Genomic DNA, 13,575 nt, shown 5'->3' on the forward strand with positions numbered 1-13,575 from the left:
GCGCCGCGATTTAATCGCCCCTAGATTGAACAAATTTCAATCCGCAAAGGTCAACACGCCCTAATATTATAACTTTGAAATGTTCAGTAACAATCTAAGCGCGCAATTAGATTTTGATTATTAAGTTTTTCATTTATATTAACTATTAATTGGAAATAAAAATAAGAAACACGCAATGGGACACGAAACCACAAAAGTATTAGTTGTAGATGACGATATGCGCCTGCGCAGCTTACTAGAGCGTTATTTAGTAGAGCAAGGCTTTATTGTTAGAACCGCCGCAAACTCAGAGCAAATGGATAGACTCATTGAGCGAGAAAACTTTCACTTAATGGTGCTTGATTTAATGCTACCAGGCGAAGATGGTTTATCTATTTGCCGTCGGCTACGCCAAAAAGAAAACGAAATCCCTATTGTGATGCTGACAGCAAAAGGCGATGAGGTCGACCGTATTATAGGCCTTGAACTAGGCGCAGACGACTACATCCCGAAACCGTTTAACCCGCGCGAATTACTGGCTCGCATAAAAGCTATTTTACGCCGCCGCGCCAAAGAAGTACCGGGCGCACCCGCAGCAGAAGAAAACTTAATAGCCTTTGGGCAATTTACGCTTAATTTAGCCACGCGCGAAATGAGTGAGGGCGATAAAACCATTTCGCTCACCAGTGGTGAATTTGCCGTACTTAAAGCCCTTGTATCGCACCCGCGCGAGCCACTGAGCCGCGATAAACTAATGAACCTTGCCCGTGGGCGAGATTATAGTGCGCTTGAGCGCAGTATTGATGTGCAAGTATCGCGACTGCGCCGCATGATAGAAGTAGATGCTGCCAATCCGCGCTATATTCAAACTGTATGGGGTTTGGGTTATGTGTTTGTTCCTGACGGTGATAAGTAGTTTATATGGGATTTTTTCCGCGTAGTGCGTTTGGCCAAACTGTATTTTTAGTGGCCGCTTTACTGCTAATTAACCAAATAGTGTCGTATGTAACGGTGAGCTTTTATGTTGTAAAACCAACCATAGAGCAAGTAAATTTAATGCTCGCTAAGCAAATTAAAACGGTATTTATAGACTGGGAAGACGGCGTAGAAATAAACGACGAAGTATCTGAAAAGTTTTTTGAAATTACAGGCATAGAAGTGATGACGCAGCGCGAGGCAATGCGCCAAGGGCTGGGTCAAACCCGAGAATACTCGATGTTGTCGCGTAGTATGTCTGAGCAATTAAATGGTTCTGCTCGGGTGCGTATTAGTCAAACCGATCCGCTGATTTATTGGGTAGAAGCGCCGCAGGCACCGGGTTACTGGGTAAAAGTACCGCTTAGCGGGTATCAAGAAAACAACCTTGAATTTTTAACGTTTTACTTATCAAGTATTGGTTTTTTAAGTGTGTTAGGCGGCTGGCTATTTGCTCGGCACTTAAACCGCCCATTAAAGGCGTTGCAGCAAGCAGCCGTGAAAGTGGGTAAGGGCGATTTTAGTAGTAAGCTTGAAGAAGAAGGCTCCAGTGAAGTAATAGAAGTTACCCGTGCATTTAACCAAATGTCGCGCGGTATTGCTGCTCTTGAAAACGATCGCCGTTTACTCATGGCTGGTGTTTCTCACGATTTACGCACTCCGCTTACTCGTATCCGCCTTGCCACCGAAATGATGAACGATGAAGATGACTACCTTCGCGAAGGCATCATTTACGATATTGAAGATATGAACGGCATTATCGATCAATTTATTGAGTATTTACGCCACCACAAAACAGATGAGCTTGCTTGCGAAGATATAAACGCGCTAGTAACTGAAGTGGTTAATTGTGAGCTTAAACAGCAACGCGCTATTACCTTTAAAGGCAACCCCAGCGTGGGGCTTATTCCGTTAAGTAGTGTGGCTATTAAGCGTGTAATTACTAACATGATTGAAAACGCGCTGCGTTATTCCGATGGCGATATAGAAGTACTAAGCTACTTTAATTCAAACAAAAAATACGTTGTGATAGCGGTAAACGATAACGGCCCCGGTATACCAGAAAGCGAACTAGAATCGGTGTTTGAGCCTTTTAAACAAGGTGACACTGCGCGTGGTAGTGAGGGGAGTGGTTTAGGCCTTGCCATTATTAAGCGTATTATTGATATGCACGATGGTAAAGTTAAGCTAGAAAACCGCCCAGAAGGCGGCCTAAGTGCACAAATTTATTTACCTATAAAAATACAAAACTCTGCACAGTAAGCTGTGCAGAGTTGGCTATTTCCATAACGTTAATAGTGCTAAAACTTATAGTGCATTAAAGCGGATTGCTGTACCACCACTTGTTGCTAGTTTTAAAGTTAGCTTGTCATTTGCGCTAACTACGCGCTTTTCTATATCTAAATCGTACGGATTGTTTTTCCATTCAGCGTTTTTACCGTCTTGGTATATGTGTGCTTCAAACTTTTTACCCTTTTCTAAAAAGTCGAGTTTTACCTCAATAGTTCGGGCTTTTTCGTCGGTTACGGCGCCTAAGTACCAATCGTTTCCTGAGTATTTATCGCGTTTGCGCTCTTTACGGGCAAAAACAATAAAGTCGCCCACTTCGCCATCAAGCGCAATGCTTTGCTGCCAATCGGTTGGTACGTCTTGAATAAATTGGAATGCATCAGGCTTGGCTAAATAGTTTTTAGGTAAGTCGGCGGCCATTTGAATCGGGCTATACAGCACAACATAAAGTGCAAGCTGCTTGGCAAGCGTTGTTTGTGGGCGGTTTGTATCATCGCCTAAGCCATTAAAGCCCATATCGAAAATGCCAGGGGTAAAGTCCATAGGCCCTGCCAGCATTCGGGTAAACGCCAGCATAGGAATGTGCTCTGGTGGGTTAGGCGGCGTGCCCCATGCATTAAACTCTTGGCCGCGTGCCCCTTCGCGCGCAATCCAGTTTGGGTAGGTACGGCGCAGGCCGGTGTCTTTTATTGGCTCGTGGGTGTTAATACTAATTTTATGTTTAGCAGCCAGCTTTACGTTGTAAAGGTACTCGTTAACCATAAATTGGCCGTCGTGCCACTCATGACGGGCAATGCCGTTTTCGTCTATGCGTTTTATGTTACCGCCATCCGCTACATAGCCCGTTTTAACTTGGCTTACGTTTGATTTCTCGTAAAGGGCAAAGGCATCCTCCATTTGGTCGCGATAGTTACTTACATTACCCGATGTTTCGTGGTGGCCAATTAACTGCACGCCTTTTTGTTTGCCGTATTGAGTAAGGGCCGCTATATCAAAGTCGTCGTAGGGTTGTGTAAAACTAAATACATCGCCATTAAAAAACCAGTCACCGTCCCAGCCTATGTTCCAGCCTTCTACTAGTACGCCATCAAAGCCATATTCTGCGGCAAAGTCCATGTAGTACTTAGTGGTTTGTGTAGTGGCACCGTGTTTTTCGCCGCTGCCCCAGGTTTGCGTATTTATATGCATGCCCCACCAAATACCCACGTATTTGCCAGGTTTTACCCACGACACATCGCCTAGTTTATTAGGCTCGTTTAAATTTAATATTATGTCTGAATTGACTAAGCCGACCGCACTGTCGGCAATTTGAATGGTGCGCCAAGGGGTATTAAACGCACCTTGTTTTTTAACGGCAATGCCGTCTGACCAGGGTGTTAAATCGGCATTAAAAGTGCCTGGGCGGCGCTGATTAAGCACCATGCCTGCGTAATCCACTAAGGCTGCTTCATGAATGCTTATATGGGTACCGTCATTGGTTTTTAAGGTAAACGGCGTGTGTGCAAGGGGGACGTCATTTAATGCAGTGGTGTTGTAAACGTATTCGTATCGGTTCCAGCCGCGGGCGGGTATCCACCAGGCGGTGGTATTGTTGTTATTGTTAATGGCAAATTCGGTGAGCTCTTTGGTAATGTGTGTTTGCTCAAAGCCTGCTTGTTTTGGTACTTCATATCTAAAGCCAACGCCACTATCAAAAGCTCTAAAGCGCACTGTGTAGGTTGCACCATTAGGCTCGTTTTTTGTAAACGTAACCGCAACTTCGTTGTGTTTATCAGTAACCGTTTGTCGCTCGCCCCAAGGTTGTTGCCACTGGGTATTTACGCTTTGCTGCTTAACATGGGTAATTTTAAAACCATCTCTAAATGCGGCTTGGGTTTTAAATTCAAAACCCAGGCGCGATGCGTTTATAGCTGGTTTGTTTTTAAAGCTAATAGCGTAGCTGGGTGTGCTATTTTCATCTGAAATAGTCACTTTTATTTGTGAGTTTGGTGATTCAACTACAGCGGTTTGTGCAAAGCTATTGCCAGCAAACGCCAGTAGTAAAAGTGCGGATGTTCTCATTGTGTGTCCTTTGATGAGTCGGTGGTGACCTTTAAGGATAATGGCAGTGAGTTGTTAATACGACTGTCTACATACGTATTCAATGTTTTAAAAAATAGAAAGAATTTAACGGTTTAATCGGTCTATAATGTAAACAAATTGATAATAGCGATTAGCCCCATGATAAAACCCTTACTAAGTGTGTTACTGCTATGTATGAGTACTTGCGCAGCAGCAACAACAATAACTATAAAAAATGCCAATAATCAGCCTTTAGCAAATGCGGTGGTGTGGCTAAGCGGGGCATCAATTCAGGCCGGCAATCAAGAAAGTAAAACCTACGCAATGAGCCAACAAAACCGCGAGTTTACGCCGCGTACGTTAGTTGTTCCGCAAAATGCAAAGGTAGAGTTTCCTAATGCCGACTCTATCATGCACCACGTTTATTCGTTTTCTAAAGCTAAAACCTTCGAGTTGAAACTTTACAAAGAGCAACCTAAAGCCCCCATAACGTTTGATCAAACTGGGGTGGTTGAGCTTGGCTGTAATATTCATGACTGGATGCTGGGCTATATTGTGGTGGTTGATAGCACCGTTTTTGCAATTACCGACGACAACGGTATGGTTAATTTAACTGCCCCTAATGGGCAATACAGCATGAGTGTATGGCATTCTGGCTTTAGCGATATAAGCAACGTAGAAACCCACAGCGTTAATGTAAGCGAGTCACCTATACACTACACCGTAAAGCAGGCCATAGCCGAGCAAATAGACTTTGCTACGGATGAATTTGATGACTATTAAGCGCAAAAATACAGTATTACTTGGCTTACTTTTTATGAGCCTACCGGCTTTTTCGCAAGTTAAAGGGCTTATTCAGGTACGTGCGGCTGCAAGCGATGATACACAAAGCTTTCAAGATGGCGGTATTGGTTTATATCGCCATGGAGATAGCAGTGATAGCATTTTGTTATCGCAAGGAGTTATAGACTTTAAGGCCGATTTAAGTAGCGCCTGGAGCGCACATGCCGTTGTTAATGCTAATCAAGAGCCGAAAACCACATTAGGTTTAAGCCAAGCGTATTTACAGTATCAGCCGTTAGTAAACAGCCGTTATAAATGGCATGTAAAGCTTGGTGGGTTTTACCCTAGTATGTCGCTAGAAAACCCCGATATAGGCTGGACCTCGCCTTACAATTATACTAATTCGGCCATAAACAGTTGGCTTGGCGAAGAGCTTCGCACCATAGGTGGTGAGCTTAGCATTAAGCGCCCAGGTAAACGTTTTAATTCTAAGCATAGCTTTAGTGTGAGCGCTGCTATTTATAAAGGGAACGACCCAACAGGGACGTTGCTATCTTGGCGCGGCTTTGCGCTGCACGACAGGCAAACAACATTTAACGAAAGTGTACAATTTGCACCTATTGCGGCATTAAATAGTGACGAATTACGTTGGCAAGCTAACCAAGTGCTGCCTTTTGAAGAAGTAGATGGCCGCTTTGGCTACTATGCCGGTGTGCATTGGGATTATTTAAAACGCTCGCAGTTTAGGTTTTATTATTACGATAATAACGCCGATCCCAGCATTTTTAATCGCACAACAGGGCAGTATGCTTGGCATACTCGCTTTAGCAGCTTAGCGTGGTTATATAAATTTACAGGTAAAACCCGTTTGATTGCCCAGCTACTCGATGGTAAAACCGAAATGGGGGCTAATAAGCTTATTTATAACCGTTTTTATAGCCATTATTTAATGCTCAGCCATAAAGCGGGTAAGCATAGGTTATCGCTTAGGTATGATTATTTTAAAGTAGATGACGATGACACCACCGCGTTTGACCCTAACGCCAGCCACGGCGAAGGCTTAACAGCTACGTGGCGTTACCAATTAACCGATACGCTACAAATAGGTGTTGAAGGCTCGGCGCTGCATAGCTTTGTACAAAATAGGCCGGGTAGTGGCTTTGCTCAGCGACTATCGCAGCAGCAACTTATGGCTAACGCTCAATGGCGCTTTTAAAGTACAAAAAAGGGAGCTTTTAAAGCTCCCTTTTAGTTTCAAAAAAAGTGTGAATTATTTTTTATCAAATGCGCGTTTCATAAAGTTTGGTGTAGCAAGTGCGCCGTGATGAATACCGCTGTTGTAGTATTCGCTTTGTTGTGCAACTTGCTCGGCATCGGCTTCTCTAAAGCCATTAAATGCTTGTGATTTACGAGCAAGCGTTACTGACCATAAACCGCTTGGGTAAATTGGCTGTGGAAATGGCAGTGTTTGCAAGTCGTTAAAGCCCACACTTAGCATGGCCTCGCGCATTTCTACTAGCAGTGGCATATGCATTAATGGCGATTCGCTTTGCTGCACTAAAATACCACCAGGGCGTAATGCATTTAAGCAGCTAGTGTAAAACGCGTGGTTAAATAATCCCTCGCCTGGGCCTACTGGGTCTGTACCATCAACAATAACAACATCAATAGACTCGCCCGCAGCGTCACGCATGTATTTTATACCATCATCAAACATAACAGTTGCGCGTGCATCGTTGTTAGACTCACAAAGCTCTGGGAAGTATTTTAACGACATTTGCGTGACTACTTCGTCTATATCTATTTGCGTTACGGTTTCTACACCTGGGTGTTTTAAAACTTCACGTAATGTACCGCAATCGCCGCCGCCAATAATTACCACGTTTTTAGGGTTTGGGTGCGCTAAAAGTGCAGGGTGGCTAATCATCTCATGGTAAAAAAAGTTTTCGCGGGTAGTTACCATAGTACAGCCATCGATGATCATTAAATTACCAAAGTCTGTGGTTTCGAACATTTCTACCTTTTGAAAAGGAGACTGTTTTTCATCCAACTTTTTGTTAATACGTAATGAAAATGCGCTGCCATCGCGGTCGCTAATTTCTGTAAACCACTTACTTTGATCTAAATTTGCCATAGTTGCTTTTACACTTTTTAAGTTGAGTATGAAAAAGGGGCAATTCTGCCAGTGCTTCGCGTTTTGCTCAATGAAATTTTAACTGCTTTGCCAATAAAGTTAGCCAGTATCGAGTTAAAGTTCAATTTTTGTTAGCGTAGGGGGTAGTGACGTATTAAAATGCGCCTTTATAGCTAATTGATTAAAGAAGAGTTGCCATGACTTGGGGTTTAGAAACAGCACGCGCTACATATAATGTTGCTCATTGGAGCGATGGCTATTTTGATATTAACGCACAAGGCGAGCTGGTTGCCTACCCAGATGGTGACCAATCTAAAAATGCGATTTCTTTAACGCAGCTCACAGAGCAATTTAAGCAGCAAGGTTTGACATTGCCGGTGTTGGTGCGCTTTACCGATATTTTAAAAAATAGAGTAGATACACTCACCCATGCATTTACCTTAGCGCGCAGCAGCCGCGCGTACCAAGGCAAGTACACGTGTGTATACCCTATAAAAGTTAATCAGCAACGCTCGGTGGTCAGTAAACTATTGGCGCACCCAAGTGGTTTAGTTGGCCTAGAGGCCGGTTCAAAGCCTGAGCTTATGGCAATTTTAGGGGTAGCCGATAAACCCATTACAATTGTGTGCAATGGCTATAAAGACAGTGAGTTTTTACGTTTAGCCTGTATTGGTCAAGCCATGGGGCACAGCGTTAAAATAGTCGTCGAAAAACTCTCAGAGCTGACGACCTTACTAGAAGAAATAGATAACCTAGGCATAGAGCCTGCCATTGGTATACGTATTCGCTTAAACTCAGTAGGCAAAGGTAAGTGGCAAAATACCGGCGGCGAAAAAGGCAAATTTGGCTTAACTGCAGGCCAAGTACTTAGTGCTGTTGAGGTGCTTAAAAAGCATAATAAATTGCATTTAATGCAAATGGTGCATTTTCATATTGGCTCTCAAATTGCCAACATACGCGACATACACCGCGCCCTGCGAGAATGCGCGCGCCACTTTGCTGAACTTACCCAGCTAGGAGTGCCGCTTAATACCGTTGATGTCGGCGGTGGCTTAGGGGTTGACTACGAAGGCTCAGGCTCACGCAGTGCTTGCTCGATGAACTACACCGTTGAAGAATACGCACGTAATGTAGTTAATGCTTTTGCTGAGGTGTGCGACCAACATCAACTTACGCACCCAGCCATTATCACCGAATCAGGGCGTGCTTTAACAGCGCACCACGCGGTGTTAATTACCGATGTGATAGACGTAGAAAAAGCGCCAAATCATCCAAATCCAGAACCGCCTCTTAAAAACAGTGCGCTAGTGCTTGATGAAATGTGGCAGTGTTTACAGCGTTTAAACCCGCGTATGGCGCTAGAGATTTACCACGATGCGATGCACTTATTTAGCGAAGCGCACGACCAATACGTGCATGGGTTAGTAAGCATGCTAGAGTGGGCGAAAATAGAGCAATTATACTTTACTATTTTGCACCGAGTACGCGCATCACTTAGCAATAACGCGCGAGCGCACCGTGAGGTACTTGACGATTTACACGAAAAGCTAGCCGATAAGCTATTTGTTAATTTTTCACTGTTTCAGTCGTTACCTGATGTATGGGGCATTGAGCAGTTGTTTCCGGTTATGCCAATCGAGAATTTAGATAAACCGCTTACCCAACGCGCTATTATTCAAGATATTACCTGTGACTCAGATGGGCAAATTCGTGAGTACGTAGAAGGCGCGGGCATAGAAACCAGTTTACCTATACCTGAATATCAACATGGCGAGCAATACCATATAGCCATGTTTATGGTAGGGGCTTACCAAGAAATTTTAGGTGATTTACATAACTTATTTGGCGACACCGACTCAGTGCATGTAGAGCTTAACGACGACGGTTATGTATTAACCAATGCCATTAAAGGTGATAGCGTTAAGGATGTATTAAAGTTTGTTGACTATGATAGCGCCATTTTGGCACAAAACTTTGAATTATTGGTCAACAAGCTAGCAGTGTCTGAGCAGTGTAAAGCTGGGTATTTAGCCGAGCTTAATGCCGGGCTTGAAGGTTATACTTACTTCGAAGATTAACCGTACACTCTCAGAATTAAAAGCGTCGCTGTTTGGCGCGCATTGTTTAAAGGAAAGTAAATAAATGTCAGTAATCCGCAGTGTATTAAGTATTATGCTTTATACAATAAACACACTTATTTGGTTTGTGCCTATTTTTGTTTGTGGGCTATTAAAATTAATCCCTATCAAGCCTATGCAAAAGCTTTTAAGCTGGGTTGCTAAACAATGTGCCACTATTTGGGTGACGGTTAATAGCATTAACCAACGCTTATTCACGCCAACAAAAATTAACGTTACCGGCCTTGAAGAAACCAAATTAAAAGACTGGTACTTAGTGATTGCTAATCACCAAAGCTGGGTAGATATATTAGTACTGCAACGTGTATTTAATCGAAAAATACCTTTTTTAAACTTTTTTTTAAAAAAAGAGCTTATTTACGTGCCAATTTTAGGTGTGTGCTGGTGGGCGCTCGACTTTCCGTTTATGACCCGCACCAGCAAAGCGCAGCTAAAAAAGAACCCAAAGCTACGTGGTAAAGACATAGAAACAACCCGCAAAGCCTGTGAAAAATTTAAAGAAATGCCAGTAAGCATTGTTAATTTTGTAGAAGGTACACGTTTTACAACACAAAAACATGCTCGCCAAAATAGCCCTTTTCCGCATTTATTAAAGCCAAAAGCAGGCGGGATCGCATTCGTAATGCAAGCCATGGGTGAGCAAATCTCTAAAGTGGTTAATGTGACCATTCATTACCCCGATGGCATCCCTACGTTCATGGACTTTGCCGGCGGCAAAGTGAAGCAAATTAATGTGCATGTAGACATTCGCCCAGTAAGCGAGGAGTTGATCGGTGATTACACTGGCGACTCTGAGTTTAGAGTCGGCTTTCAAAGTGAATTAAACCGTTTATGGGAAGAAAAAGAGCACACGCTTTTGCAGCTCGAACAAAACCATAAATAATAAGGTAATAAAAAATGGGCTTACAATTATGCTAAAAAAGTGGTTACCAAATTGGCTCAACGGCTTAATTGTAGGCTGCGTGATTTTTTCAAATGTAATCATTTTTGGCACCTTAGTATTACTGCTAGGGTTAATAAAGCTTGTCCTGCCTTTTTCTATAATTAACACCATACTGCATAGCGTGTACCGAGGCTGGTGTAACGGCAATCGGTTTGGCTTGTGGCTGGGTTGTGCCAACATAAAAGTAAACATAAACGGCGATGTAAATTCAAAAAGTTGGTACTTACTAATTTGTAACCACATGAGCTGGTTAGATATTGTGGTACTTAGCTCAATTAATGTATTACCAGCACCAAAGTTTTTTTTAAAAGACGAATTAAAGTATGTGCCATTTATTGGCTCTGGTGCATGGGCTATGGGCATGCCTTTTATGAAGCGCGTAACTAAAGCGCAGCTTGCTAAAAACCCCAAGCTTAAAGGGCTAGATGTTGAGCGTACCAAGCAAAGCTGTCGTAATTTTAGGAATAATCCCACCACCATAATTAATTTTGTTGAAGGCACCCGCTACACGCACGCAAAGCATGCAAGCCAGCAAAGCCCGTTTAAACATTTACTCAAGCCCAAAGCGGGTGGCATTGCCTTTGCACTTGAGGTACTTGGCGAGCAATTTGACGCCATGCTAAATACCAGTGTGGTGTACAGCGGCAGCACAAGCCATGTTTGTCGTAATATTTTAAAGGGCGAGCTTGATTCAATTTATGTTTCTATTGACGTGGTTGCTATAAACCAGCAAATGTTAGGTAGTTACCAACACGACAAAGCATTTAGAAGCCACTTTCAAAAGTACGTTAATGAGCTATGGGTTGCTAAAGACGCGCAACTTGCCAGCATTTATGCCCAACACGATTTACCTGAGCCACCCATTTGTAAGGAAATAGAAACACTATGACCAATACCCACCTGCAGGAGCTAATCGCTCCTTGGTTTGAAAAAGTACCCGACGCAGATTTTTTAAGTGCAATTACTGCAGCCTCTATTGGTGTGTTTTCGTTGTTAGTAGTGTATTTATTTACACGCCGATTAATGCTGCCAGGCATTCAAAAAGTGGTGACTAAGTTATCTCCAGAGCGCATAGGGTTACTTTCTCCGTTGCTCACAAAACTTAATAAGCGCATAGCCGGTATGTTATGTAGCGTGCTTTTTTTAGCAACCTTCGACAGCGTTTACCCTGTTAATGAGCTTAGTGCCGAAATACTAAAAACCATTGGCCAAGGTATATTAATTATTCATGTAGGCTTTATTTTTAGCAGCATTGTAAGCATTGCCGGCGCTATTTATAACCAGCTAGATTTTGCCCGCGAAGTGCCAATTCAGGGCTTATTACAAGTTGTTAAGCTGATCACCTTTATTGTGTGTGCAATTTTAATAGTCAGCATTGTGCTTGAAAAATCGCCTACCTATATTTTGTCGGGTTTTGGTGCGATAGCCGCTGTTACTTTATTGGTTTTTAAAGACACTATTTTAGGCTTTGTAGCCAGTATTCAAATTGCGGCAAACCGATTAGTTACTTACGGCGATTGGATTCAAGTAGAAAACTACGGCGCCGACGGTGAAGTAATAGACTTAGGGCTAAACACCGTAAAAGTGCGTAACTGGGATAACACCATTACGACTATTCCTACTTATATGCTGGTAGCAGGGTCGTTCAAAAACTGGCGAGGAATGCAAGAGTCTGGCGGCCGACGTATTAAGCGCTCGCTTAATATTGATATGCACAGCATATGCTTAGTAAGTGACGAATTTAGAAAACAAATAGATGCAGCTATACCACTGCATGAATATATACGTGTTGCCTCGCTGCCTGATCCGGTCTCTAACTTAGGCTTGTTTCGCCGCTACGCCGAGGGCTATTTAAAGCAGCATAACAGAATAAATACCTCACTGACGCTTATGGTACGTGAGCTACAACCAATGAACCACGGCTTACCGATTGAGTTTTATTGCTTTAGTGAAGACAAACGCTGGATATCTTACGAGCATTTACAAGCCGAAATTATGGATCACTTATTGGCAGTGTTGCCAGTATTTGGTCTTAGAGCGTATCAAAGTGTTAGCGGGCAATTAAGCCCGCCTAATGCACAGCAAACCGATAAGCCGACCTTTAAAGTAATGGCAAATAGTGCTGAACAAGGCCCACACTAATAAATAAAGCTAATAGCCACCAAATAGGTGGCTTTTTCATTCTTAGCCATGCAAAAGCGGCAATAACCAGTGCAACCTGCCATAGGTTGTGAACGGCCGATGTCCAAATAGGTGAGTACAAAGCCGCCGCTAAAAAGCCAACTACGGCAGCGTTAAGCGCCGCAATAGAGCTTGCAAAGCGAGGTTTACTTGCCAGGTTTAACCAGCTTTTTTGAAACGCCAGCATTAATAAAAAACCCGGTGTAAAAATAAGTAGGGTTGCAGCTATGGCCCCTATTAAGGGTTGCTCTGAAGTGAGTTGCGCGCCTAAGTAAGTGGCTATTGTAAACATGGGGCCAGGGATAGCTTGAGCACTGGCATACGCACTTAAAAATTGATCGTTACTTAGCGCCGGTACGCCAGCTTGCAATACAGGCAATACCACGTGCCCGCCCCCAAATACCATAGCGCCCGCTTGGTAAAAAGGAGCAAACAAAGCAAGGTCATCACCTAAAGGTATAAAGCTAATAGCGAGTAGTAATACAAATAAGCCTAAAGGGAGCCACCTAAACGCGCTTTTGGTATCTGCTTTAGGCTCTGTATGGGTGTTGAGTTGTAACAGAGGCCAAATTGCGCCTATAGCAGCGGCACTCACTAAAATAGCTATTTGCGTGCCAAGTAAAGGAAATAGTAATAAAGCCAAGGTACTCATTACTGCGATAAGCTTGAGCGCAGCGCTGGTACAAAAGCTTTTTGCCATAGTGAGTGCTGCATCGGCCACAATAACAACCGCAAACAGTTTTAAGCCCGCAATAATAGCAAAGTAAACAGCATCAAACTGATGCGCGCTTACCGCTAGTAACAACATGATTAAAAAAGACGGTAAGGTAAAAGCGATAAATGCGGTAATGCCACCAATAACCCCCGCCCTCTCCACACCAATTGCAAAGCCCACTTGGCTTGAACCAGGCCCGGGCAGCGCTTGGCTTAAACTAATAAGCTGCGCGTAGCGGGTATCGCTTAACCAGTTTAATGTGTCTACAAAGTGGCGTTTAAAATAGCCTAAATGGGCAGCAGGGCCACCAAAACTCATGCAGCCAAGTAAAAAAAACTGTCTAAAAATAGCGACTAACATTGAGCTTATATCCTTT

11 protein-coding genes are annotated in these 13,575 nt (G+C 43.3%); 8 read left to right on the top strand and 3 right to left on the bottom strand.

Going from position 1 to position 13,575, the window contains the following annotated elements:
• The first annotated feature begins 175 nt into the window (after positions 1 to 175).
• Positions 176 to 895: a two-component system response regulator OmpR gene (gene ompR / locus AN395_RS13790; protein ID WP_004587537.1), complete on the top strand. Its 720-nt coding sequence runs from the start codon at positions 176 to 178 to the stop codon at positions 893 to 895.
• 5 nt (positions 896 to 900) lie between these two features.
• Positions 901 to 2,217, top strand: a complete 1,317-nt coding sequence (gene envZ / locus AN395_RS13795; RefSeq protein ID WP_029774181.1) for a two-component system sensor histidine kinase EnvZ — start codon at positions 901 to 903, stop codon at positions 2,215 to 2,217.
• Positions 2,218 to 2,262: 45 nt separating this feature from the next.
• On the opposite strand, the gene AN395_RS13800 is transcribed toward envZ, so the two are convergent.
• Positions 2,263 to 4,305: a glycoside hydrolase family 97 protein gene (locus AN395_RS13800; RefSeq protein WP_054983337.1), complete on the bottom strand. Its 2,043-nt coding sequence runs from the start codon at positions 4,303 to 4,305 to the stop codon at positions 2,263 to 2,265.
• 159 nt (positions 4,306 to 4,464) lie between these two features.
• On the opposite strand from AN395_RS13800, the gene AN395_RS13805 reads away from it, so the two are divergent.
• Together AN395_RS13805 and AN395_RS13810 are read left to right on the top strand one after the other, a co-directional pair.
• Positions 4,465 to 5,088 (top strand): methylamine utilization protein, encoded by a 624-nt coding sequence (locus AN395_RS13805; protein WP_054983338.1) that lies wholly within the window; start codon positions 4,465 to 4,467, stop codon positions 5,086 to 5,088.
• Positions 5,078 to 6,304: a hypothetical protein gene (locus AN395_RS13810; protein WP_054983339.1), complete on the top strand. Its 1,227-nt coding sequence runs from the start codon at positions 5,078 to 5,080 to the stop codon at positions 6,302 to 6,304. Before AN395_RS13805 ends, AN395_RS13810 begins: the two co-directional genes overlap by 11 nt.
• A gap of 54 nt (positions 6,305 to 6,358) precedes the next feature.
• On the opposite strand, the gene speE is transcribed toward AN395_RS13810, so the two are convergent.
• The gene (speE, locus tag AN395_RS13815; RefSeq protein ID WP_054983340.1) at positions 6,359 to 7,222 is read right to left on the bottom strand and encodes a polyamine aminopropyltransferase; all 864 of its coding nucleotides are present in this window, start codon (positions 7,220 to 7,222) and stop codon (positions 6,359 to 6,361) included.
• A 197-nt stretch (positions 7,223 to 7,419) separates the two neighbouring features.
• Between speE and speA the strand changes: the two genes are divergently transcribed.
• The 4 genes from speA (at position 7,420) to AN395_RS13835 (ending at position 12,445) form a co-directional block, all read left to right on the top strand.
• Positions 7,420 to 9,300: a biosynthetic arginine decarboxylase gene (speA, locus tag AN395_RS13820; protein ID WP_054983341.1), complete on the top strand. Its 1,881-nt coding sequence runs from the start codon at positions 7,420 to 7,422 to the stop codon at positions 9,298 to 9,300.
• 64 nt (positions 9,301 to 9,364) lie between these two features.
• Positions 9,365 to 10,243, top strand: a complete 879-nt coding sequence (locus AN395_RS13825; protein WP_054983342.1) for an acyltransferase — start codon at positions 9,365 to 9,367, stop codon at positions 10,241 to 10,243.
• Between the two features lie 28 nt (positions 10,244 to 10,271).
• Positions 10,272 to 11,192 (top strand): acetyltransferase, encoded by a 921-nt coding sequence (locus tag AN395_RS13830; protein WP_024033886.1) that lies wholly within the window; start codon positions 10,272 to 10,274, stop codon positions 11,190 to 11,192.
• On the top strand, positions 11,189 to 12,445 hold the full coding sequence (locus tag AN395_RS13835; protein WP_029773670.1) for a mechanosensitive ion channel family protein: 1,257 nt from the start codon (positions 11,189 to 11,191) through the stop codon (positions 12,443 to 12,445). Before AN395_RS13830 ends, AN395_RS13835 begins: the two co-directional genes overlap by 4 nt.
• Here AN395_RS13835 and chrA read toward each other — a convergent pair.
• Positions 12,405 to 13,559, bottom strand: coding sequence for a chromate efflux transporter (chrA, locus tag AN395_RS13840; protein WP_054983343.1), 1,155 nt, complete (start codon positions 13,557 to 13,559; stop codon positions 12,405 to 12,407). The genes AN395_RS13835 and chrA overlap by 41 nt on opposite strands.
• Between the last annotated feature and the right edge of the window lie 16 nt (positions 13,560 to 13,575).

Source organism: Pseudoalteromonas sp. P1-30, assembly GCF_001400005.1.
Classification (GTDB): domain Bacteria; phylum Pseudomonadota; class Gammaproteobacteria; order Enterobacterales; family Alteromonadaceae; genus Pseudoalteromonas; species Pseudoalteromonas atlantica.

What these genes read in the sequence shown, in the direction of transcription:
- AN395_RS13800 (WP_054983337.1), bottom strand. Translation starts at nt 4,305, where the DNA reads ATGAGAACATCCGCACTTTTACTACTGGCGTTTGCTGGCAATAGCTTT.
- envZ (WP_029774181.1), top strand. Translation starts at nt 901, where the DNA reads ATGGGATTTTTTCCGCGTAGTGCGTTTGGCCAAACTGTATTTTTAGTG.
- speA (WP_054983341.1), top strand. Translation starts at nt 7,420, where the DNA reads ATGACTTGGGGTTTAGAAACAGCACGCGCTACATATAATGTTGCTCAT.
- AN395_RS13830 (WP_024033886.1), top strand. Translation starts at nt 10,272, where the DNA reads ATGCTAAAAAAGTGGTTACCAAATTGGCTCAACGGCTTAATTGTAGGC.
- AN395_RS13810 (WP_054983339.1), top strand. Translation starts at nt 5,078, where the DNA reads ATGACTATTAAGCGCAAAAATACAGTATTACTTGGCTTACTTTTTATG.
- chrA (WP_054983343.1), bottom strand. Translation starts at nt 13,559, where the DNA reads ATGTTAGTCGCTATTTTTAGACAGTTTTTTTTACTTGGCTGCATGAGT.
- AN395_RS13835 (WP_029773670.1), top strand. Translation starts at nt 11,189, where the DNA reads ATGACCAATACCCACCTGCAGGAGCTAATCGCTCCTTGGTTTGAAAAA.
- speE (WP_054983340.1), bottom strand. Translation starts at nt 7,222, where the DNA reads ATGGCAAATTTAGATCAAAGTAAGTGGTTTACAGAAATTAGCGACCGC.
- AN395_RS13805 (WP_054983338.1), top strand. Translation starts at nt 4,465, where the DNA reads ATGATAAAACCCTTACTAAGTGTGTTACTGCTATGTATGAGTACTTGC.
- AN395_RS13825 (WP_054983342.1), top strand. Translation starts at nt 9,365, where the DNA reads ATGTCAGTAATCCGCAGTGTATTAAGTATTATGCTTTATACAATAAAC.
- ompR (WP_004587537.1), top strand. Translation starts at nt 176, where the DNA reads ATGGGACACGAAACCACAAAAGTATTAGTTGTAGATGACGATATGCGC.